The following is a 21,711-nucleotide window of genomic DNA, read 5'->3' as shown; positions in this document are numbered from 1 at the left end:
AAAACGGCAGGTTTTACACCTGCCGTTTCGTACTCAGGCCATTCTGTGGGGGTTAGCTTACAAAACCCGACCGGCTACGGTTTTGAGTTTGGCAATCAGTTCCGGATCACGCTTTTCGGGGGCGGTAATCACTGCATATTCCAGCGCGCGGTCACAGCCTGCGTGGCAATGCGGGCGAGCGCTCCCACCAAGAGCCGGAATAACGGCCTTGACCAGAGCCTTGGCCTTGGCGGAGTTCGCCTGCATGATCTTGACCACGCTATCCACGCTCACATTGTCATGCTCGGTGTGCCAGCAGTCATAATCCGTTACCATCGCAACGGTCGCGTAGCAGATCTCGGCTTCACGAGCGAGGCTGGCTTCGGGCATGTTGGTCATACCAATAACGGAGCAACCCCATGTGCGGTACAGTTCGCTTTCCGCACGGGTAGAAAATTGCGGGCCTTCCATCACCAGATACGTGCCGCCACGGGCCACATCAATACCCAGTGCACGGGCCTGCGCTTCCAGCGTGTCGCCCACGCGGTTGCACAGCGGGTCAGCCATGGAAACATGGGCCACGCAACCGGTATCGAAAAAGCTTTTCTCACGCGCGATCGTGCGGTCGATAAACTGGTCGATCACGACAAAAGTGCCCGGCGGCAGTTCTTCCTTCAAAGACCCCACCGCGGACAGCGAGACAATATCCGTCACGCCGGAAATCTTCATCGCGGCGATATTGGCCTTGTAATTCAGCTTTGTGGGCGGAATGGGGTGGCCCCGGCCGTGGCGGGGCAGAAACACACACCGCACGCCATCAAGCCGACCGAACAGCAACTGGTCGGAAGGACTGCCCCACGGGGTTTCCACCGTACGCCATTCCTTGTCCTGCAGGCCGTCAATATCATACAGACCCGAACCACCGATCAGGCCGATGACGGGTTCCACGGTTTCATTTTCTGACATGTGACCAGATTCTCCGGGTAAGGATCATAAACAGGGCCGCAAGAAAGCACAGATACAGCCCCGCGCCCACTCCCAGCCTGCGCCGCTCATCCTGATGAGGGGCTGAAATCCACGCTAAAAAGGTGGTGACATCACGCGCCTGCTGCGTAGCCGTGGGGGCTGTACCATCCGCATACTGCACCCCGCCATCATGCAGCGGCGGCGGCATGGCAGTAAAATTGTTGATGCCATAAGGGTTTCTAAAGCCCCTATCATCCTGCCACTGCGCATTTGGGGCGTAGCCTGTCAGCAGACTGTAAATGCGCGAAGCCCCGCCGGGGCGTACCATGACAATACGTGACAGATCAGGCGGAACCACACCACCATTGGCTGCACGGGCCGCCGCCGGGCTGACATAAGGCGACAGAATCCTGTCATCCGGGCGCGCGGGACGACGCTGCACCCGGCCTTGCGCATCCAGCCCATCTGCAATCTGGCGTGCGGCGGACAGCGCCTGAATATCTTCGACTTTCAACCCCATGCCTGCGAGGTCGGAAAAATGCACCTGCTCCAACCCATGACAGGCCGAACACACCGCCGCATACACCGCATACCCGCGCTGGACGGATTCCAGATCGAAATGCCCCAACGGGCCATTAAACGACCATGCAGGAGGCGCCCCCGGCTTGCTATCCGCAGCCGCCAGACCGGGCGCTGCCAGCAACAACACTCCGGCCAGAACCAGCCTGACCCCACGCACAGAACGGGCTGCCGCGCAGGCCACCATAAACCGGCTCATGCGCGGGCCTCCTTTTCATCATCATCCTGCGCATCGGGCAGGCCAGCCCCACCCAGCCAGGGCAGAAACAGCAGAAAATAGGCGTAATACACCGCTATGGCCACGCGCCCCGCCAGCAACCACACACCCTGCGCATGGTGCCGCCCCGCACTGGCCGCCATAACAGCGGCCACAACCATCAACGCCAGAGCCAGCAGACGCACAATCGGGTGCTCTCCAGCCCGCCCGCCCCTATCCAGCCAAGGCACGGCAAACAGCACGGCCACGGCCCCTCCGGCCAGCAGCACACCGCCAAGCTGATACGGCACAACCTGCATCATGCCGTAAAACGGCAGAAAGTACCATTCAGGCTCAATATCAACGGGCGTATGCAATGGATTAGCTGGGCGGTAGTTGGCGGGTTCGGCAATCAGCTCCGGCCACAGCCCCATAACCAGCACAAAGGCCAGCGCCACCAGCACAACCGCCAGCATATCCCTCACGGTAAAATACGGATGAAATGGCAGCATCCGATCCCGCGCCGATACCAAACGCCCCGAAGGGCTGGAACTGCCCCGCCTGTGCAGCACCATGACATGCAGCGCAATGCCACCGATAATGACAAATGCCAGAGCAAAATGCAGCACGAACATCCGGTGCAGCGTGGCCGTTCCGGGGTTTTCTCCACCCAGCACCATGCGCCCAAGCCAGCCACCAACCAGTGGTAGCGTTGCTACGGCCCGGCCAGCCACATCGGCCCCCCAGTAAGACATCTGCCCCCATGGCAGCACATACCCGGCAAAGGCGGTTACCATCAGCATGGCCATCAAAGCGCAGCCACTCCCCCACACCGCACGGCGCGGGGGCAGGTAAGAGCGGTAATAAAGCCCGCGCAGGATATGCACATACAGTGCCGCCATGCAGAAAGACGCGCCGGTCATGTGCATGGCCCGCAGCAGCCAGCCATAAGGAACGCGGCGCTCGATACTCTCGACACTGGAGAATGCCAGCCCTGCATCGGGCGTGTAGGTCAGCGCCAGAAAAAGTCCGGTCGCCAGCATCAGCCCCAGCACCGCCACCAGCACCGCGCCGAATGTCCACCACCAGTTCAGGGTGGCGGGTAATGGTAGCCCGGCATAGGCGCGCGCAAAGGCCACAGGCCCGGTATCACCCTGCGGGGTGCCCGTATTCCCGTGCTGGCAAGATGGCGTTTTATCGCCCATGCGGCTCTACTCCCTGCATCCGGCCACGCCTTGGCTGACGGGCTTTGGGTATTAACGGCGAATTGAGCAGTCTTGCAATGACCCGCCGGGAAGGGCACCCCTACACACACTTGCCGGCGCGCGAGTCCGCCACCGGCCCCACAGGACACACAACGGAAGAACGATACGCCATGACAGCCGTCCAACCTGCCTCCGTGCCGTCGCATGACCTGCTGAGGGATCCTGCGCGCGCATGGTTTGAAACCCTGCGTGACCGGATCTGCGCCGCGTTTGAGCAGATTGAGGATGAAGCGGCAGCACAGTCCAGCCCCACCCTGCCGGGCTACGAAGCCGCAGGCCGTTTTGAACGACAGGCATGGCAGCGCCCGACCGAGGATGGCACCCACGGTGGAGGTGGCGTCATGAGCGTGATGCGTGGGCGGGTGTTTGAAAAGGTGGGGGTCAATGTCTCGACCGTGCAGGGTACGTTTTCACCCGAATTCGCGGCCACCATTCCCGGCGCATCGGATAATCCGCATTTTTTTGCAACGGGGATCAGTCTTGTGGCGCATCTGTGCAATCCGCTGGTGCCGGCTGCGCATTTCAACACCCGCATGATCATTACCACGCAGGGCTGGTTTGGCGGCGGGGGCGATATTACGCCCATGTTCCCCGCCAGCGAAGCCGCACAGGACGATGCCGCCCAGTTTCATGCGGCGTTCGCCAAGGCCTGTAACGCCCATAACCCGGAATACTATCCGCGCTTCAAAGCCTGGTGCGACAAGTATTTCTACCTGCCCCACCGCGATGAGCCACGCGGCCTGGGCGGTATTTTCTATGACCGTCTGGACAGCGGCAACGCCGAGATGGACTTTGCTTTCACCCGTGATGTGGGGCTGGCTTTTCTGGAATCCTATCCGGCCATTATCCGCAATCGCATGATGGAAAGCTGGACGCCCGAACAGCGCGAGGCCCAGCTTGTCCGCCGTGGCCGTTATGTGGAGTTTAACCTGCTGCATGACCGTGGCACGCTGTTCGGCCTGAAAACCGGCGGCAATACCGAGGCCATTCTGATGAGCATGCCCCCGGCGGTAAAATGGCCCTGAGCAGGCAGGCCTGAAACCACACACCACCATACCCGACGGGCTCCCTCCTTCTGCCCAAAAAAGCGCCTGCACGATCACGGTGGATAAATCTGCCGTGATTCTGCCGCCAATCTGGCCTAGAATGGGTCAGGTTGTCAGAAAAGGATCGTAAACGCTTGCCCTTGCCCGATGGAACCCGCTGCTTTTTCTCTCCCGGTAGAAAGGCGGCCCCCTCTTTGTCCCGTCGCCTTTTCCTTGGTGGTCTGGCAGGTGGCGCTGGGGTGAGCCTGCTTGCGCCCAGCCTCTCGGGCAATGTGGCACGGGCGGAAAACAGCCTGAACGACTCCCTGCCCCCCCAGACAAGATCGCTGACACAACTGATCGTGGCGGGCACCCCGGAAACACCCAGCGGTCGGTGGGCCTCGCTGCTGACACCTCTGCTGGAAGAAAACCTGCAACGCCCCAGCCCGTTCACCCTCAGCCATGCTCTGGGATGGGATGGCGTAACCGGGGCCAACCTGTTTGACGCCCAGCAACAGGCACCCGATGCCCCCAGCGCCCTTATGGCACCGGGCACGGTCATGCTGGCCGCCATGCTGGGCGATGCGCGGGTACATTACGATTATGAACGCTGGCTACCAGTTTTCATGGCCTGCCAGCCCACCGTTACCATCGGGCATGTGTCGCTGCATCTCTCTCTGGGGGCGCTGCTGGGCAACCGCAAGGCGCGGGTGGCGGTCTCTCGCCCTACAGGGCCGGAACTGCCCACGCTCCTCGCCCTTGATCTGCTCGGCCTGCGCCCCCTGCCCGTAAGCGGCTATGCAACGCCTGAAAGCGCTATGGACGCCCTGTACGCAGGCACTGTGGATGTCATTCAGATCCCGCTCGACAGGGAATACGAAGCGCGCATCGCCACGCTGGGCAAGCAGGGCTTTGTACCGCTGTTTATTAACACCCCCAATGCCCTGCCTGTTTCAGAACCCGCTCTGCCACCCGGTTTCATGACCGTGCTGCAACACGAGCGGCGCAAGATCGCGCAAACACCTCTGGCCAGCGCATGGCAGGCACTGGCCACGGCCGCCAGTATCAAAACGGCCCTGCTGCTACCCCTGCTGACACCCCCTGCCGCCGTTGCCCGCTGGCGCCACGCGGCGGAAATCAGCGCAACGCGCCCGACTATCAGCAATGCTGCGGCAGAAAATCGCGAAAGTATCAAAACCGGCCCCACCTGCATGGCGCTCTATAACGACACCATGCCCGATGTCAGCCTGATTATGACAATCCGCCGCTGGTTAGCACTCAACCTGCCCCGCTGGCGCGACCCCACACATCCCGGCTGATTTTTTCAGTCCCCAGCACAGCTCCGAAATACTTAAGAACCAGCTTTAGGGCCGGTTTTCCTGCACCTGAGCAAAACCCGCACAGACCCCTTGTTGCCAACATGCGGATAGGCCAACCCCAGAATTCTGGAGCGAATTTCCGGGCGTTCAAGCCACATGGGCAATTCACGCCGCAGAACACCCCCCTCCTGCCCTGAACCCAGTCCGGTAATGATTTCGACACAGCGCGCCCCACGGCGGGTCGCGACATCCAGAAACTCCATCAACCGGCGAAAAGCATCCTGCGCCACCATCCCGTGCAGATCGAGCCGCAGGTCAGCCCGCATCCCGCCTTGCGAAAAACGCCGCCAGTTATAGTCATCCACACCGGGCTGGCGCTGGCCGATCTTCTCGGCGGAGGCCGGCACCAGCGCCACCCGCACGGATGGCCCCGGCACACCAGAAAACCCCATGGACAGAAGCTGCTCCATGGACAGGGCCGCCGCTCTGTCCTCCCCACCCGTGCCTTCCGCCCGCAGGGGGTGCACCGCACGGTTTATGAGCGATGGCCCGCCCTCATGCTGAGGTGGTCTGTCCCGGCCCGGTTCGGCCTGTCGCGTATCCGCACCGGGTGGCAGGCGGCGCGCAGAACGCAGGGGCGCCACATCCCGCGCCACCAGCGCCCAGAGCGCCCGCTCATCCTCTCTCAAGCTCCTGCGTCGTCCCGCCACGTTATCTCCACCCCGGCTCCGGGCCGGTTCGTGTGCCAAATGATCCGGGCGCGACACAAACAAAAAAAGCCCGGACAGCCAGTGTATCACCCGCCGCCGAGCCGTTTTTCAAGACCAAAGGGCCGGAAGAGTGTCTTCCGGCCCTCAACATCGCCTTATCAGGGCTTCATATCAGCCAGTGACTGCCCATCGTAACGCCCGGTCAGGGTTTTGAGGAACGCCACAATATCCGCCACATCCTGATCGGACGGGTTGGTGTCCGGCGTCTGGTAACGCGCCATCTTGCGCACGGCCTCCTCCAGTGTGTTCACACTGCCGTCATGGAAATACGGCGCGGTCTGGTCGATGTTACGCAGGTTAGGCACCACGAAGCGAGAACGGTCGCCCTCCTCGTGTGTTACGGCGTAACGCCCTTCATCCGCATCAGTCACCGGGCCACCACGATCCTTGAAGTAATCACCTTCCAGACCCATGGCTTCATAGGCGCCACCACCCAGCCCGATACCGCTATGGCAGCCGGAGCAACCAATAGCCTTGAAGCGCTCATACCCACGGATAGCCTGCGGGCTGATCGCGTCTTTCTTGCCCTTCAGATAATCATCGAACGGGCTATCGGGCGTGATCAGGGTTTTTTCAAACTCTGCAATGGCGGTGGTGATGCTCTGCTGGTCGATAACCACTGAAGGCCCGAAAGCAGCCTTGAACAGATCAGCATATGCGGGATCGCCGTTCAGCTTGTCTGCGACCGCACCCCAATCATGCGAGCCCATTTCAACCGGGTTCATGACAGGGCCTGCGGCCTGCGCGACCAGATCAGGCGCACGACCGTTCCAGAACTGGGCAATCTTGAAGTAGGCGTCATAAACGCTGGGGACGTTAATCGGCCCTTTCTGTCCACCAATGCCGGTTGCGGTTTTCAGGCGATCGACACCGCCCCGGTTCAGATCATGGCAGCTTGCGCAGCTCGAAGCGTTATCACCGGACAGCTTGGTATCGAAAAACAGTTTGCGGCCCAACGCAACCTGCGCGTCGTTTACGGCCACCTGCTCCGGCACAGGCCGCACCGGCTCACCCGTAAAGGCCGGAGCCGCACCCGTATTGGCATAGTAACGCGCACGGGTATCACGCACCCATGTCAGAACGGCCTGCCTGTCTGCATTGGACAGGTGGGCGTGCCAGTGCATCAGCAGGTACAGCGTGGGTGGCATACGGTTCTGGACAATCACTTCCTCGATCCGCGACAGTTGTTCCTCACTCGGAGGCACACCTTTCTCGAAGTCTTCCAGAACCGGTTCAATACGGAAATGCCTGCGGCCCTGCACCAGATCTTTTTCCATCAACTGATTGGCAACCGGCAGATGGAAGTAGAACGGCAGTTCCCGCCCTGTTGTGTGGCAGTAATCGCACCGCGCATCGCTCAGGACATTAAAAGCCGCCAGCGCTACGGGGTCTTTGTTCGTGGGCGATACCGCCGTGAGACGCGGGGCTGTCTCATGATCGAAATGCTGCAGAAAGGCGACAACCCCGCCATAGGCCACAACCCCCGCTCCGACCAGACCAACAATTATCCGTTTCAAAACCCGCGCTCCCTCGTCTATTCCAGCGGCCTGAAAAACCGCTGTCCCCGGCGTGCTTAATGCCGCCCGTGCTTGCATGGCGGACTGTGCTGACCGCCGAATGAAATGTCAAAACGATTATCTTGGTCATAATCATTGAACAATTCGATAATAGCCGCTCGACCTTATTTTCGCCACCACTTCAACACATGTCGCATAATATTAACACAGCGTTGACATAAAAGTATTCGAGGCTGATGCGCACGCTATCCAGCCGCCAAAGCACTCAAAACAAATACTTTGCCAGTAAGTAATGTGGCCAACGAAAGAAACCCACAGAGCACAACACCCTAGACAGCTCGGGATATTTGAGTAAAAAGCCCCAACCACCAGACAGGGCCGCCAGAATACACTGGCACGACTCTCGTCCACCCAGTTTCTGCCCATTCCACCCCCATTATCCTGATGGGGGAACCATCACTTTTATCCGTCGTACACGCCTAAACCAAGGAACCACATCGCATGTTGAAATCATTGCCGGGCGGATGGGCAGACGCAAAATCGACCCTGTCCGCCATTGAACGTTCATTTGCGATTGTTGAGTTCGACCCACAGGGTAAAATCCTGACGGCCAACGAAAATTTCTGCGCCGCCACCGGCTACCGGCTGGAAGAAATCCGTGGGCGGCACCACAGCATGTTTGTCGATCCTGAATATACCAAAACCGCCGAATACGCGGCGTTCTGGAACAAGCTGGCCAGCGGTATGTTCGATGCGCAGGAATATGTCCGCATCGGCAAGGGGGGGCAGGAAATCTGGCTACAGGCCTCCTACAACCCGGTAAGCGATGTGCTGGGCAGGGTGTACAAGGTGGTCAAGGTTGCGGCGGTTACCACGGATGCCGCGCGCCGGGCTGCGGAAACACGCGGTAAGCTAACCGCCATTTCACGCGCGCAGGCCATGATAGAATTCACGCCCGAAGGCCAGATTCTGGATGCCAATGACCGGTTTCTAGAAACCATGTCCTATGACCGCAGCGAAATCATAGGCAAACACCACCGCCTGTTTGTCGCCCCCGGCGAGGCGGATACTGCGGACTACGCGCTTTTCTGGCAAAAAATTCGAGCGGGTGAGTTTATTTCCGATGAGTTCAAGCGGATTAGCAAAAACGGCAAGGTTGTCTGGCTTCAGGCTTCCTACAACCCGATTTTCGATCACAAAAACCGGGTTATCAAAGTCGTCAAATTCGCAAACGATGTCACCCCACGCACCCGCACCATTGCCGATATTGGCAGTGGTCTGGACAAGCTGGCGCACTGCTCTCTCTCCCACCGGCTCGATAATGCCGCCGATCCCGCCTATCAAACGCTTTGCACCGATTTCAATGCGGCCATTGAAAATCTGGAGCAGACCATCACCACAATCTCGAACTCTATCGATTCGGTTGGTAACGGGGCGCATGAAATCGCCGCGGCCTCCAACGACCTCGCGCGCCGTACCGAGATACAGGCCGCCAGTCTGGAAGAAACCGCCTCAACCCTGAACCAGATCACCACAACCGTAACCCACAGCGCCGAAAGCGCACGGCACGCGGCACAGGCGGCCTCCACCGTGCGGGCCAGCGCGGCACAGGCGGCAGATGTGGTGAACAACGCCATAAACGCCATGGCACAGATCAAGGAAACATCGAGAAAAATTTCCCAGATCACAGGCATGATCGAACAGATTGCACTCCAGACCAACATGCTGGCACTCAATGCCGGGGTGGAAGCCGCCCGCGCGGGCGAGGCAGGCAAAGGTTTTGCTGTTGTGGCGGCGGAAGTGCGCACACTGGCCCAGCGCTCGGAAACGGCTTCAAAAGACATCCGCACTCTGATTTCCAATTCCGCTGCCCAAATTGATCAGGGCGCTACGCTGGTTGGTTCAACCGGGGAGGCCTTGCACACCATTGCAGAACAGGTGGTGCAGATCGACACACTGGTTTCAGAAATTGCCGGTGGCGCCAACGAACAGGCTACCGGTCTGGCGCAGATCAATAAAACGGTCAGCCAGCTTGATCAGGTTACCCAGCAGAATGCCGCCATGGTGGAGCAGGCTACGGCCTCAGCCAACAGTCTGGGCACGGAAGCCGAAAACCTTATGGCTCTGATTGGACAGTTCCATACAGGAAGCCAGACACTCTCCACACTGGCTCCAGCTCTGGTGGGTGCCGCCGAGTAGCCTTACCTCGTCAGGGCTGTCGTTACGCCCCGGCCTTGCGGCTTTCCCGCAGTCGGGCGCGGGCTACGGCCACGTACTGGGGGTCAAGCTCGATCCCCGTTCCCTGACAGTCCAGCTTCTGGGCTGCCAGCAGGGTTGTACCCGTACCCATGAACGGGTCGAGCACGACTGCGTTGGGTTGCCCATGCAGCAGGATGCACTGCTCGGGCAGGGCTATGGGAAATGTGCCGGGATGATCAAATTTTTCCGCCCGGCCCCTGACTGTCTCATAAGGAATAAACCACGCATCCCCCCGACAGCGGCGATCCTGACTATGCCCGCGCCGGGTAATGTTGGATTTGTCCTTATAGGGTACGCCAGCCGCTAGCCGGTCGAGCATAACCTCACCATCGCGCGTGAAATGGAAGATATGTTCATGCCCACGATGCAGGTAACGCTGGCTGTTCATGGGCTTGAAATGGCCGAAACTATCCTGCCCGACCGAAATGGATTTAACCCACGAAATATGGTTTTGCAGCGCGAACAGGTCACGCAGGCGTACCGCCAGTTCAAACGGTAGCCATGGCTGGGTGGATGAGCCGGAAATATTGAGAAAAAAAGACCCGTTCGGCTTCAGAACACGGCGAAGCTGGGCTGCTACCGCCACCATCCAGTCCAGATAGTCTTCCTCGCCCCGCTGGTCTTCGTAACTGCGGTAAGACAGCCCGATATTATACGGGGGCGAGGTCACGATAACATCGACCGATCCCTCCGCCATACGGCGGAGTACGCGCAGGCAGTCGCCCAGTACAATCTGCTGCTGCCCAACCCGGTAACGCCTGACGCGTGCGGGAGCCTCAGCCTGTGCGTTACTGGCCCGTATATCAGCCTTCACGCACTGCGTGCCGCCGCAAGGCGCCAGCCATTGCTGCTCTCACCCATAACCCGTTCAAACGTCCACAGATCCGAAAACTCGGTCACGGCATCGGTACCGGTTACAGGCTGGCCTTCGCGATCCAGCACAAGGCTGATCTGGTCAGACACGATACGCACATCAACCATTGCCGTGCTGACACCCTCGCGGGTGTTCAGCCGCACATCCTCAATAGCGAGAGAGCGCAGGCTCTTGATTTCAGTACGCTGCTTTTCACCGGCTTCATCACGCGCCTTGATGGCGTTATCGAAAATTTCATAGACAGCCGGAACCAGATAGGTCTGCAGGACACTGCGGTTTCCGTCCGCATAAGCCATGACAACCTGCGGGAAAACCGTGCTCACATTGGCAAGGAACGGCTGGGGGGAAAAGCTTGCATCCTGCTGGGTCAGCGCTTGCAACAACTGGCCAACCCGCGTGCCCGGCCCAGGAACTTCACACGCAACCGAGGCGGGCTCGGGCGCTTCAACCGGCGCATCCACCACACGGGCCAGCATGTCCGGCCGGGGCACAATCGGCAAAGGGGGAGCCTGCAGGCCTACCTTCTTGCCCAGCACACTCCGCAGGCGCAGTACCAGAAAAGCCGCAACCAACGCCAGAAGCACCAGATCCACCGGGAAATGACCGGAAGTAAAAAACATCTGTCTCGTGTCCACCATCATCTCTGGAACGGGGCACCGCCACTTCAACCCTGCGGTATTGCCGCGGCCCATCCCTATCACATAGTCACACTGTGGAGCGGAGACAATGCCGCCCACACCGCCAGCATGCCCCACCATACCTGACAACCCGTGCCACGCAACCACAGAGCGCCCGTATCCGGACACCTAGCCTGCCGCCCCACCTCCCCCGCAGACACGCAATACTCTGGCCCGGTTGGCGAAGGCGCGCAGGCGTGCTACCGCAGAAGAGTCAAAAGCCGACAGCAGGAAAATCGATAGATCATGTCTGAATCAGCACAGCCCACGCCGCCCGCACTGCCGCTTTCCATCAACCTGCAGTACACGCGCGACCTGTCCTTCGAGGTTCCCGCAGGCGCTGAAATTTTCGCCACCCTGCGCAACCAGCCCCAGATTGGCGTCAATATCGACGTGCAGGCCAACCGCCTGCAGGACGACCAGATGATTTACGAGGTTATCCTGAGCATCAAGACAGAAGCCAAGGAAAGCCCCGAAACCGAAGGTGGCGCACCCGGCCGCACCGTTTTCATTGCCGAACTGGTTTATGCCGCCGTTGTAACCCTGACCAACCCGCCGCAGGAACTGATCGAGCCGATCCTGCTGGTGGAAGTCCCGCGCTTGATCTTCCCCTATGCCCGCAACATCATCAGCGATGTCACGCGCGATGGCGGTTTCCCGCCTATCGTGCTGCAGCCCATCGACTTTGTGGCACTCTGGCAGGCACGCCGCGCCGAGTTCCCGCAGGCTGCCGGTCACGCCTGATCCCGCACTGGGTCGCACGGAACGAAAAAACCCTCCCCCTTACCGGGGAGGGTTTTTTTATGGCCCGCAGCCCAGAGCGGTTAAAGCGGCACCTGCTCCAGTGCCGCCAGCATGGACGCCGCATCTGGCCGGGCCGCCACAACTACCGGCCCCTGCCAGCCCAGTGAGCGTACCCCCTGTTCAATAGCAGGAGACAGCACCAGTGCGACCGTTCTGACAGCCGCCGCACGCAACGCCGCATCGCGCAGGCCATCAAACCAGCTTCTGGCACTCTGGGCCGAAAAAAACGCGATAACTGCAATCCGTCCCTCATGCAGCGCGCCTGCCACCTCGGCGGGCAGGCCAGAGGCCGAGCGGGTTTCATACGCAACCCTACGCACAACCCGAAAACCATCGCTCCGCAAAGCGGCCGCCAATGCCCCCCCCTGCCCGGCACCACAGGCCAGCAGCAATGGCCCGGCCTTGGGCGACAAGCGCTGGCGCAGCAGGCCCACCAAAGCCAGAGCATCGCCATCTGCACTGTAAACCTGCGTAAATCCGGCGGCACGGGCGCGTTCAGCCGTGCGTCCGCCAACGGCAAAAACAGGCAGGTTAAAGCTGATACCCATAGGCAGAGCCTGCGCCACCGCCGCCACGGCCTGCCCGCTTGTCAGCAGCAGAGCGGCAACAGGGTGCCTGCGCCCCCGTGCCTCGCCAGACGCCATAACGCGGCTGCGCACAACAAGCGCGGGTGAGGCATATCCCCGCCACCCGGCTTGTTCCACCGCCGCCAGTGTCTCACCCAGACCGGGTTCCGGTCGGGTAATGACAATGCCCCGGCTCACCCTGCCCGGCAGGAAAAAACCGGATAGCCGCTCATGCTCAGAGCGTTTCCTCGAAAATATCATCCGGGCTGTCACGCCGCAGGCTACGACCCAACTCGTGTCCGAGACGCGCCGCATCTTCCGGCGCACCGCTAATGGCACGCTTGAGCAGGAACGAGCCATCCTCCCGCGCCACAAGTCCGGTCAGGTGCAGCTCAGGCGCACCGCCCGCCACAACAGGAATAAGCTGGGCATAGCCCCCGATAGGTGTGCGGCACGAACCATCAAGCTCGGCCAGCAGGGCACGCTCGGCCGTGGCTACGGCGCGGGCCTCGTAATCCTCGATGGCGGAAAGCAGTTCGCGCAGTTCGATATCGTCCTCACGCACGGTCACGCCCACGATCCCCTGCCCTGCGGCCGGCACCATCATGGTCGGAGCCAGCACCACACTGGCCCGATCCGCCATGCCCAGACGCTTGAGGCCAGCAAGGGCCAGCAGGGTGGCATCGCACTGGCGGGCGGCCAGCTTGTCCAGCCGGGTCTGCACATTACCGCGCAGCAGGCCGAACTGGAGGTCGGGCCGCACATGCAGCATCTGCGCCTGACGCCGCACGGAAGCGCAGCCAACCATCGCCCCGTGAGGCAGCGCGGAATACGGGTCATCCGGGTCGGTCGGGGCCAGACTGGGGCCGAGAATCAGCGCATCACGCGCATCCTCACGCTTGAGCGTGCAGGCCAGCACAAGGCCCGGCGGCAGCGTGGTTTCAAGGTCTTTGAGACTATGCACCGCAAAGTCGATCCGGCCATCAGCCAGCGCTTCGTGAATTTCCTTGGCGAAGAGGCCTTTGCCTCCGATTTCCGCCAGCCTCCGGTTCTGCACCTGATCACCTGTGGTGTTGATCTGGTGCTCCTGAAAGGCGCCCATATCCCGCAGGACAGGGCAGAATTTCGTCAGCGTTGTCAGGAAGGCGCGTGTCTGCACCAGTGCGAGCGGCGAACCGCGCGTACCAACCCTGAGGGGCAGCGAGTGACGGCCTGAATGACCACCTGCCTTTTTCTGGCGGGCGGCGGCTTCTGCCGCAATCTCCTGCAAAGCGGGAGACAGGACGGCGGGAGAGGGGTGGGCTGAATCCATAAGATGTGTCTATTTACCGGGACGAACGAAAGGACAAGACGCAATGAAGCCCGGCTGGTTTGTAACGCCTGCGCGACCAGAAAAGCATTCCGCCCCTCTCAACCTGTTGCATGGGTGGCACAATACAGGCTTTTCGGGGGGGCGTCCATGAACGTCTCCACCGCATGCGCCTTGGTACCCGGCCCCGTGCTGGCGATCGAGTCTTCCTGTGACGAAACTGCCTGTGCCATTCTTGCACCAGAGGGAACCATACTGGCGCAACGGGTCATTTCGCAGGACGGCCATGCAGATTTCGGTGGTGTGGTGCCTGAAATCGCGGCACGCGCCCATCTAAGCCTGCTGCCTGAACTGGTACGCGCCACCCTGAAGGACGCCGCCCTGCCAGCTTCAGCACTGGGGATGGTGGCCGCCAGCACCGGGCCGGGGCTGATTGGCGGGCTGATCGTAGGCAGCGGCTTTGCCAAAGGGCTGGCGCTGGCGCTCAACCGTCCTTTTGTCGCGGTCAACCATGTCGAAGCCCATGCCCTGACAGCCCGCCTGCCCGGTCTGGTGGAGGGTGGCGCCCCCTTCCCTTACCTTCTGCTGCTGGTCTCAGGCGGGCATTGCCAGTGCATTGCCGTGGAGGGAATCGGCCAATACCGCAAGCTCGGCGGTACGATTGACGATGCCGCGGGGGAAGCCTTCGATAAAGTTGCCAAAATGCTCGGTCTGGGCTGGCCGGGTGGCCCGGCACTGGAACAGCTCGCACGTGAGGGCAAGCCCGATGCCATCGCCCTGCCCCGCCCGCTGATCCGCCGTCCCGGTTGCGATTTTTCCTTTTCAGGCCTGAAAACCGCCATTGCCCAGAAACTGGCCCCTTATGGGCGCACGCCCCTGCCCCGGCCTTTCGCGGCTGATCTGGCCGCCTCTTTCCAGCAGGCCGTGGCCGATGTGGTGGCCGACCGGATCAACCATGCGCTGGACATGATGCCCGCCGCCCGCCTGCTGGTGGCCGCTGGCGGTGTGGCCGCCAACTCGGTACTGCGCGCCCAGCTGGAACAAACCGCCCAAAGCCGGGGCTGCCGCTTTGCCGCCCCGCCCCTGCGCCTATGCACGGACAATGCCGTGATGGTTGGCTGGGCCGCGCTGGAAACATGGGCAGAAGCCGCTCGGCGCGGGCAGACACCCTTTACCGACATCACCCTACGCCCTCGCCCACGCTGGCCGCTTGAAGAAATGGCCAGCCGTTTTACGCCCCCTCACAACCAGTCAGCCGCCGGGTCTTTGTCATGAACTACCGCCACGCCTACCACGCAGGCAATTTCGCCGACTGCATGAAACACGCCCTGCTGGTCAGCCTGCTCGGCACATTCCTGCGTAAACCCACACCATTCATGGTGCTGGACACCCATGCGGGCATAGGCCGTTACGACCTGCAAGGCCCGGAGGCGGAAAAAACCGGCGAGTGGAAAGACGGGATCGGTCGTCTTGAACACGAAAGCCCGGACAGCCCGCTCGCCCCTTGGCTGGAGCTGGTGCGCCGGGCGGGTGGCCCGCATTTTTATCCCGGCTCCCCCCTACTGGCCTCGCTCATGCTGCGCCCGCAGGATCAGTTGATCTGCTGCGAAAAGCACCCCGAGGACAAGCGCGCACTCTACCGCGTATTCGCCCGCACACCCAATGTGCAGGTACATGAACGCGATGCCTATGAAAGCCTGCGCGCCCTGCTGCCCCCCGCACAGGCCCGCCGTGGGCTGGTGCTGATGGACCCGCCTTTTGAGGAACCCAACGAGTTCGAGCGGCTGGCCAAGGGCCTGCACACCATTCACACACGCTTTGCCCCCGCTGTCATCGCGCTGTGGTACCCTATCAAACACCGCGCACCCGTACGCGCTTTTGAAGAAACCCTGAAAGAGACAGGCATGCGCGATGTGCTGAAGGCTGAACTGCTGATGCGCCCGCCCCATGACCCCGAACGGCTGAATGGCTCAGGGCTGATGGTGATCAAGCCCCCTTATGGTTTTGCACAGGACGCACAGGCTCTGCTGGCCCGGTTGCAAACCGTTCTGGGCGCACATGAAAGCAGTGTCAGCACCCTTATTCCAGAATAAACCACGTGGCTCCTGCCCCATACCGGGCGGAGCCTCAGCCCCGCGCGGCTGAAACGCTCCGGCTCATATGCTGCCAGATATCGAGCGCGAAGCCCTGTATCCCTGCGGCCATAATCTGCACACCAATACACAGCAGCACCAGCGCAGCCAGACGGCTGACAATGCGCGTACCGGTTACCCCGAGCATGGTCACCAGCTTTTCCGCGCTGGAATAGGCCACCCAGACCAGCAGCACCACACCGACAGCCCCAAGACTGATCCCCACCCCATATGCCCATGGCGAGGAATCAACCGGGTTGGTTGAACCCAGCGCAATCGCCACCGCAATGGTGCCCGGCCCAACGGTAAAGGGCATGGCCAGCGGAAAAAACGCGCTGTCCGACCAATTGGGTGTCTGCACGGTGCGGCCATCCTGCAAGGCCTGCCGCTCCTTACGCGCCTCGTTGCTTTCAGGCCGCTGCAACAGCTCCCATGCGCTCACAGCCACAACCAGCCCGCCCGCGACCCGCAAGGCACTGACCGTAATGCCGAAAAACGCCAGCACCGCCCCGCCAAACCAGAGCGAGACAATCAGCAGCATGAAGGAATAAAAGGAGACCAGACGCGCCAGCGCCTGAATTTCCGTCTGCGAACGCCCTTCGGTAGCCTGCGCGAAAATCAGCGCCGCACCAAACGGGTTGACGATGGAAAACAGGGCCGGAAATGCCAGCAGAAAGGCCGATGTGGTCGTATGAACCGCCGCCGAAGAAAACACGCCCAGAACGCTCATTGACCGCCGCGGCCTCCCATGCCGAATGCCGCCTGACCTGACGTAAAAATCAGGAAGAAGGATGCGCTCTCTCGGCCTTACCCTGCTCCCGGTAAAGCCGGGCATGCTGTGAGGCCACCCCAATATCCGCCGGAGGATAACAGAAACTTAACCCGCTTTCATCCCCTACTGGCCAGATGCTCAGACCAATATCGTCATAAATCCGCAGAAACGGCTCGCCCACACACCAGAAGGCAGGCTTCAGCCCCTGTTGCAGCGCCAGATCGCGCAGCCGCCAGATAGCCGAAATGCTGTCTACCTCATCCCCCGCAGGATCACCCAGACCGACGAGAAAGCCCCCTAATACCCGCAGCGGGATCATCGCCTCACCCGCCTCGCCCATCACATAGCCTTCGGGCTGAAACGCCGTCATGTCAGCCAGCGCATGAGGCAGGGCGTGGTAGCGTTGCAGCGCATCATCCCCCCAGGGCGAAACGGCAACACGGGCAGGCCAGAGCAGCCGCCCCACAATCACCAGCGCCAGCAGCACGGCCAGCGCTACCGTCCAGCGGGCAGAACCCCGCATGGACGACGCAAAAACCATCTGCCACCAGCTTGCCGAAAGGTCATCCCGCGTGGCCAGCGCCACCACGCAGCCCAGTAACAGCAGCAGCGACAGCAAGGTGCTGGTTGAAAGCGGCTCGCTCAGCAGACGGGCATGGCGATAATAACAGGCGCGATACGGCGCGATGAACAGTGTGGACAGCCCCAGCACGACAGGCACGAACACCATGTTGCCACGCAGGAATGTCAGCACCGTAGCCAGTAACAGCAGCGCCAGCGCGCCCCGCCAGGCCAGCGTCACCCGCTGCGAAAGCCCTATGGCCATGCTGATGAGCGCAACCCCCAGCAGCGAGAGCAGATACGTGCCACCCAGATGCAGCACACCAGCCAGACTATCGGGTAGCATGGACTGCCCCGGCGCATGGTCAAACAGGACAAGGCCGATCAGCAGCACCCCACAGAGCGAAACCGTGCCGGTTGCCACAGCCACCGAGAATGTCGCCTCGCTCTCGCGCACAACCTGACTGGGCCTGCGCGTAACAGCCGCCGAGCCAGACAGATCGGCATTGTTCTTACGCGCCAAGGCGGCATCACCCCGCAGGAACAGCTCATGCCCTGCGAACATAAGCCCGGCCACAAACAGCGGTATAATGTAGTAAAACAGGCGAAAAATAAGAATAACGCCCAGAATGCGCGGCGCGGCCATATACGGCCCGAGCGCCAGCAGCATAACGCCGTCAAAAACCCCAAGCCCACCCGGCACACTGGCCACCAGCCCCGCCGTGTAAGCCGCGATATAGATCGCCAGAAAAGACCCGAAATCCACCCCTGCATCCGCAGGCAGCAGAACATAGGCAATGCTGGCGGTGGCCGCGACTTCTGCCGTGGCGACAAGCGTTTGCAGCAGGGCCATGCGCGGCGAAGGCAGGTTAACCCGCCACTGCCGCACGCACACGCTGGGCAGACGGAAAGCCAGCCCGATATACAGCCCCACCATTACCCACAACCCGCCACCAATCACCGCCAGAAGCCCTGACGGCAGGCGCCCGCCAATGCCGGGCAGCATGGACGGCTCCCAGATCAGCACCGCGCCGATAAGGGCTGCCGCCCCCAGCAGATAGGTGGCTGAGCAGAAGGCAATAATCTGGGTTATGGCGAAGGAATCCACCCCCCAGTTGCGATACAGGCGGTAACGCACCGCAGCGCCGGATACGGCCGAAAAGCCGAGATTATGAGACAGGACGTAAGAACAGAACGCCGCAAACGCCGCGCGGCGAAAAGGCAGATGCCCATAGCCCACCTGAATGAGGGCCAGCCTGTCGTAAAAAGACAGCACAAAATACGAAAGCAGCGTGCAGGCAGCCGCCAGAATCATCTGCCATGTCGGGATACCCGCCATGGCCTGACGGATATCGGACATGTGCAGGTGCCGCACCTCGTGCCACACCACCCCGATAGCCGCCACCATCAGCACCAGCCCCAACAGGGCGGGCAGGTGCCTGAGCCACCGACGGACACCCCCAGCCTCGCAGTGCAGGTCTGGCGGGGTGTTCCGGTCCATATCCTGCTGCTCTGGTGGCAATGGCGCGCGCTGGATCATGCAGAGGCGGCCCCGTTCAGTCCTGCCGGTCGCGCAGGAGGGCCGCTTCGATCAGGGCGATGGTTTCACGCACCCCATACAGGGCGACAAACCCACCGAACCGCGGCCCTTCCTTCTGCCCCAGCAGCACTTCATACAGGCAGCCAAACCAGCTTCGCAGGGGTTCGAAAGCATGGCGCTTGCCTACCTCGAACACCGCGTTCTGCAAGGTTGTGGCATCGGCCGCTTCGGCCTCGTACCCCCGCAGCACGTCCGCCAGATCGACAAGGGCTGCGCGTTCCTGCTCGCTCGGGGCGCGGAAGGTTTTGGCGGGCCTGACAAAATCCGCATAATACGCCACCGCATAGCGCACCATGGCCGCCAGCATGGGGTGGGTTTCGGGCGAAACCGCCGCATCATACCGGCGGATAAAGCCCCACAGCACCTCGGGTGTTTCCGCATTGGCCACACTGGCAAGGTTGAGCAGCATGCCAAACGGCACCGGGCTTGCGGCCTCGGTTCCCACCTGCCCGCGCAGGATAAACCATGCCGGGTTGGCCCGCAGTTCCGCACCTGCGGGGTTCTCGGCCTGTAGGCTCAGAGCCTTATCCACATGGGCCAGATATTCATCCGCCGTTTTGGGAATGACATCGAAATACAACCGCTTGGCACGCTGCGGCTGGTTGAACATGAACTGGCCAAGACTTTCGGGCGGGGCATAGCGCAGCCATTCCTCAACCGACAGACCATTGCCCTTGGACTTGGAAATTTTCTGGCCCTGTTCATCCAAAAACAGCTCGTAGGTCAGCCCTGCAGGCGGCGTACCACCCAGAATTTTGCAGATCCGCCCCGACAACCGCACGCTGTCGATCAGATCCTTGCCCGACATTTCATAATCCACACCCAGCGCGTACCAGCGCATGGCCCAGTCGGCCTTCCACTGCATCTTGGCGTGGCCACCGGTTACGGGGGTTTCGAACACTTCGCCCGTGCTGGGGTCGGTCCAGCGCACGGTGCCTGCCACGGGGTCCATGGCATCCATCTTCACCTGCATGACCTCACCCGTGCGCGGGTGCAGAGGCAGCACAGGCGAATAGGTGGCGCGGCGCTCGGCCCCCAGCGTGGGCAGGATCACGTCCAGAATTTCCTCATGCACTTCCAGCACGCGCTTGAGGGCGGCATCGAACCGGCCCGAGGCGTAATAGGCGGTGGAGGAAGCGAACTCGTATTCGAATCCGAAACTATCAAGAAACGCGCATAGCCGTGCGTTGTTATGGGCAGCAAACGACTCGTGCGTGCCAAACGGATCAGGCACGCGCGAGAGCGGCTGGCCGATGAATTTTTCCAGCATGTCGCGCTGGGGCACGTTGTCGGGCACCTTGCGCAGGGCGTCCATGTCATCCGAGAAGGCCAGCAGGCGCGAAGGGCGGCCTGTCAGCGCCGTATAGGCCTGACGCACCCATGATGTGCGCGCTACCTCGCCAAATGTGCCGATATGCGGCAGCCCTGAGGGGCCATAGCCGGTTTCCAGCAGGGCGGGCCGTGCATCATCTCCACCACTGGCGTTGCCGCGTGTGGACACATGTTCGGCCAGTTTACGCGCTTCCTCGAAAGGCCATGCACGCGGGAGATCGGAAAGGGGGGCTGTACGACTGTCTGACATGGGCGGAAGCTATGAACTGCTCCGCGCCCGGTCAATGCAAAAACACACCCCCTACGGGGCATGGCGCATTTTTTCCTCCCCATTGACCACCCGCGCCAGCCGTTTATCCTCGCCCAACCCGGACAGCCCACTGCAAAGGATCCCGCCTGCCCATGCGCCGTACATCTGCCCTGATCCTGATCGGCAACGAAATCCTGTCCGGCCGCACGCGCGACGACAACATCCAGTTTCTGGCCCTGAGGCTAGGCGAACTGGGGATTCCGCTGCGCGAAATCCGGGTTATTCCCGACATCCGTGAAACCATTATCCGCACGGTCAGCGAGCTGCGCGCGGCTTATGACGAGGTCTTCACGACCGGCGGCATCGGCCCCACCCATGACGATATAACCGCCCCCTGTGTGGCCGAGGCGTTTGGTGTGCCGTGGGAAATCCACCCACCCACCTTTGCGCTACTGAGCGATTATTTCAGCCATACCGATTTCAACGCGGCCCGCCAGCGCATGGCGCATCTGCCACGTGGGGCCGTACCGATTGCCAACCCCATTTCTCACGCTCCCGGCTTTACAATCGGCAACGTGCATGTGCTGGCGGGCGTACCCCGCATCATGCGCGCGATGTTTGATGAACTGGCCCCGACACTCCAGCGTGGTGCTCCGGTCTTCTCGCGCACATGGCACAGCACATCACTCTACGAGGGCACGCTGGCCGAGGGGCTGGAAGCCATACAGACCCGCCACCCGGATCTGGATATCGGCTCGTACCCCTTCCACCGCGAAGACGGCTACCGGGGCGTGGCTCTGGTAGCCAAAGGACAGGATGAAAATGATGTCCGACAGGCTGCGCAGGAAATTCACGACCTGATCAGTGCCAAGGGCGGCACACCCATAGAGGGTGAACCGCTGCGTCAATAAGGATAGAGGCTGTTACTGGCCGCCATAGAGCGGCCGGGCCTGACTAGC

19 protein-coding genes are annotated in these 21,711 nt (G+C 61.3%); 7 read left to right on the top strand and 12 right to left on the bottom strand.

Annotation, left to right across the window (positions count from 1 at the left end; all coding sequences use genetic code 11):
• Positions 1–57 precede the first annotated feature (57 nt).
• The 3 genes from J2D75_RS01325 to J2D75_RS01315 are packed head-to-tail and all read right to left on the bottom strand — an operon-like array spanning position 58 to position 2,925.
• The gene (locus J2D75_RS01325) at positions 58–945 is read right to left on the bottom strand and encodes an S-methyl-5'-thioadenosine phosphorylase (RefSeq protein ID WP_207851995.1); all 888 of its coding nucleotides are present in this window, start codon (positions 943–945) and stop codon (positions 58–60) included.
• The gene (locus J2D75_RS01320; protein ID WP_243428380.1) at positions 932–1,723 is read right to left on the bottom strand and encodes a cytochrome c1; all 792 of its coding nucleotides are present in this window, start codon (positions 1,721–1,723) and stop codon (positions 932–934) included. The genes J2D75_RS01325 and J2D75_RS01320 overlap by 14 nt, the downstream gene beginning before the upstream one ends.
• Positions 1,720–2,925 carry a cytochrome b gene (locus J2D75_RS01315; RefSeq protein WP_207851993.1) on the bottom strand — a complete coding sequence of 402 codons (1,206 nt, stop codon included), beginning with the start codon at positions 2,923–2,925 and terminating at the stop codon, positions 1,720–1,722. Before J2D75_RS01315 ends, J2D75_RS01320 begins: the two co-directional genes overlap by 4 nt.
• A gap of 170 nt (positions 2,926–3,095) precedes the next feature.
• Here J2D75_RS01315 and hemF point away from each other — a divergent pair, with 170 nt between their 5' ends.
• Both hemF and J2D75_RS01305 read left to right on the top strand, forming a co-directional pair.
• Positions 3,096–4,010: an oxygen-dependent coproporphyrinogen oxidase gene (hemF, locus tag J2D75_RS01310; protein WP_207851991.1), complete on the top strand. Its 915-nt coding sequence runs from the start codon at positions 3,096–3,098 to the stop codon at positions 4,008–4,010.
• A 215-nt stretch (positions 4,011–4,225) separates the two neighbouring features.
• Positions 4,226–5,329, top strand: a complete 1,104-nt coding sequence (locus tag J2D75_RS01305; RefSeq protein ID WP_207851989.1) for a hypothetical protein — start codon at positions 4,226–4,228, stop codon at positions 5,327–5,329.
• 32 nt (positions 5,330–5,361) lie between these two features.
• Here J2D75_RS01305 and J2D75_RS01300 read toward each other — a convergent pair whose 3' ends face one another.
• A complete protein-coding gene (locus J2D75_RS01300) occupies positions 5,362–6,039 on the bottom strand; it encodes a Smr/MutS family protein (protein WP_207851987.1) in 678 nt (225 codons plus the stop codon).
• 158 nt (positions 6,040–6,197) lie between these two features.
• Positions 6,198–7,616 carry a cytochrome-c peroxidase gene (locus J2D75_RS01295; protein WP_207851985.1) on the bottom strand — a complete coding sequence of 473 codons (1,419 nt, stop codon included), beginning with the start codon at positions 7,614–7,616 and terminating at the stop codon, positions 6,198–6,200.
• Positions 7,617–8,117: 501 nt separating this feature from the next.
• Between J2D75_RS01295 and J2D75_RS01290 the strand changes: the two genes are divergently transcribed.
• Positions 8,118–9,815 carry a methyl-accepting chemotaxis protein gene (locus J2D75_RS01290; RefSeq protein ID WP_207851983.1) on the top strand — a complete coding sequence of 566 codons (1,698 nt, stop codon included), beginning with the start codon at positions 8,118–8,120 and terminating at the stop codon, positions 9,813–9,815.
• 22 nt (positions 9,816–9,837) lie between these two features.
• Here the strand turns inward: J2D75_RS01290 and J2D75_RS01285 are convergent, their stop codons facing one another.
• Entirely contained in the window at positions 9,838–10,689 is an 852-nt protein-coding gene (locus tag J2D75_RS01285; RefSeq protein ID WP_265782743.1) for a DNA-methyltransferase, read from the bottom strand.
• On the bottom strand, positions 10,686–11,369 hold the full coding sequence (locus J2D75_RS01280) for a Tim44/TimA family putative adaptor protein (protein ID WP_207851981.1): 684 nt from the start codon (positions 11,367–11,369) through the stop codon (positions 10,686–10,688). Before J2D75_RS01280 ends, J2D75_RS01285 begins: the two co-directional genes overlap by 4 nt.
• A 303-nt stretch (positions 11,370–11,672) precedes the next feature.
• Here J2D75_RS01280 and secB point away from each other — a divergent pair, with 303 nt between their 5' ends.
• Positions 11,673–12,170 (top strand): protein-export chaperone SecB, encoded by a 498-nt coding sequence (secB, locus tag J2D75_RS01275; RefSeq protein WP_207851979.1) that lies wholly within the window; start codon positions 11,673–11,675, stop codon positions 12,168–12,170.
• An 80-nt stretch (positions 12,171–12,250) separates the two neighbouring features.
• Here secB and J2D75_RS01270 read toward each other — a convergent pair whose 3' ends face one another.
• Together J2D75_RS01270 and hemC are read right to left on the bottom strand one after the other, a co-directional pair.
• Positions 12,251–13,057, bottom strand: coding sequence for a uroporphyrinogen-III synthase (locus J2D75_RS01270; protein WP_207851977.1), 807 nt, complete (start codon positions 13,055–13,057; stop codon positions 12,251–12,253).
• Entirely contained in the window at positions 13,032–14,108 is a 1,077-nt protein-coding gene (gene hemC / locus J2D75_RS01265) for a hydroxymethylbilane synthase (protein WP_207851975.1), read from the bottom strand. The genes J2D75_RS01270 and hemC overlap by 26 nt, the downstream gene beginning before the upstream one ends.
• A gap of 147 nt (positions 14,109–14,255) precedes the next feature.
• Between hemC and tsaD the strand changes: the two genes are divergently transcribed.
• Positions 14,256–15,380: a tRNA (adenosine(37)-N6)-threonylcarbamoyltransferase complex transferase subunit TsaD gene (tsaD, locus tag J2D75_RS01260; protein ID WP_207851973.1), complete on the top strand. Its 1,125-nt coding sequence runs from the start codon at positions 14,256–14,258 to the stop codon at positions 15,378–15,380.
• A complete protein-coding gene (locus tag J2D75_RS01255; RefSeq protein ID WP_207851971.1) occupies positions 15,377–16,198 on the top strand; it encodes a 23S rRNA (adenine(2030)-N(6))-methyltransferase RlmJ in 822 nt (273 codons plus the stop codon). The genes tsaD and J2D75_RS01255 overlap by 4 nt, the downstream gene beginning before the upstream one ends.
• Positions 16,199–16,232: 34 nt before the next feature.
• Here J2D75_RS01255 and J2D75_RS01250 read toward each other — a convergent pair whose 3' ends face one another.
• From J2D75_RS01250 to J2D75_RS01240, 3 genes are read right to left on the bottom strand one after another with little or no spacing between them, the layout of a single operon-like run.
• Positions 16,233–16,967 (bottom strand): MarC family protein, encoded by a 735-nt coding sequence (locus tag J2D75_RS01250; RefSeq protein ID WP_207851969.1) that lies wholly within the window; start codon positions 16,965–16,967, stop codon positions 16,233–16,235.
• Positions 16,968–17,016: 49 nt separating this feature from the next.
• Positions 17,017–19,107, bottom strand: a complete 2,091-nt coding sequence (locus tag J2D75_RS01245) for a lysylphosphatidylglycerol synthase domain-containing protein (protein WP_408736729.1) — start codon at positions 19,105–19,107, stop codon at positions 17,017–17,019.
• Positions 19,108–19,126: 19 nt separating this feature from the next.
• A complete protein-coding gene (locus J2D75_RS01240; protein WP_207851967.1) occupies positions 19,127–20,752 on the bottom strand; it encodes a lysine--tRNA ligase in 1,626 nt (541 codons plus the stop codon).
• Positions 20,753–20,904: 152 nt separating this feature from the next.
• Between J2D75_RS01240 and J2D75_RS01235 the strand changes: the two genes are divergently transcribed.
• The gene (locus J2D75_RS01235; RefSeq protein WP_207851966.1) at positions 20,905–21,663 is read left to right on the top strand and encodes a competence/damage-inducible protein A; all 759 of its coding nucleotides are present in this window, start codon (positions 20,905–20,907) and stop codon (positions 21,661–21,663) included.
• Positions 21,664–21,711 lie beyond the last annotated feature (48 nt).

This window comes from Acetobacter suratthaniensis, assembly GCF_017377745.1.
Lineage (GTDB): Bacteria > Pseudomonadota > Alphaproteobacteria > Acetobacterales > Acetobacteraceae > Acetobacter > Acetobacter suratthaniensis.
The sequence above is the reverse complement of the archived record's forward strand: the minus strand, read 5'-3'. Positions and strand labels throughout refer to the sequence as shown.

Coding starts and splice junctions, on each gene's coding strand:
- J2D75_RS01325 (WP_207851995.1), bottom strand. CDS start 945: ATGTCAGAAAATGAAACCGTGGAACCCGTCATCGGCCTGATCGGTGGT.
- J2D75_RS01320 (WP_243428380.1), bottom strand. CDS start 1,723: ATGAGCCGGTTTATGGTGGCCTGCGCGGCAGCCCGTTCTGTGCGTGGG.
- J2D75_RS01315 (WP_207851993.1), bottom strand. CDS start 2,925: ATGGGCGATAAAACGCCATCTTGCCAGCACGGGAATACGGGCACCCCG.
- hemF (WP_207851991.1), top strand. CDS start 3,096: ATGACAGCCGTCCAACCTGCCTCCGTGCCGTCGCATGACCTGCTGAGG.
- J2D75_RS01290 (WP_207851983.1), top strand. CDS start 8,118: ATGTTGAAATCATTGCCGGGCGGATGGGCAGACGCAAAATCGACCCTG.
- J2D75_RS01280 (WP_207851981.1), bottom strand. CDS start 11,369: ATGTTTTTTACTTCCGGTCATTTCCCGGTGGATCTGGTGCTTCTGGCG.
- secB (WP_207851979.1), top strand. CDS start 11,673: ATGTCTGAATCAGCACAGCCCACGCCGCCCGCACTGCCGCTTTCCATC.
- J2D75_RS01270 (WP_207851977.1), bottom strand. CDS start 13,057: ATGATATTTTCGAGGAAACGCTCTGAGCATGAGCGGCTATCCGGTTTT.
- hemC (WP_207851975.1), bottom strand. CDS start 14,108: ATGGATTCAGCCCACCCCTCTCCCGCCGTCCTGTCTCCCGCTTTGCAG.
- tsaD (WP_207851973.1), top strand. CDS start 14,256: ATGAACGTCTCCACCGCATGCGCCTTGGTACCCGGCCCCGTGCTGGCG.
- J2D75_RS01255 (WP_207851971.1), top strand. CDS start 15,377: ATGAACTACCGCCACGCCTACCACGCAGGCAATTTCGCCGACTGCATG.
- J2D75_RS01250 (WP_207851969.1), bottom strand. CDS start 16,967: ATGAGCGTTCTGGGCGTGTTTTCTTCGGCGGCGGTTCATACGACCACA.
- J2D75_RS01240 (WP_207851967.1), bottom strand. CDS start 20,752: ATGTCAGACAGTCGTACAGCCCCCCTTTCCGATCTCCCGCGTGCATGG.
- J2D75_RS01235 (WP_207851966.1), top strand. CDS start 20,905: ATGCGCCGTACATCTGCCCTGATCCTGATCGGCAACGAAATCCTGTCC.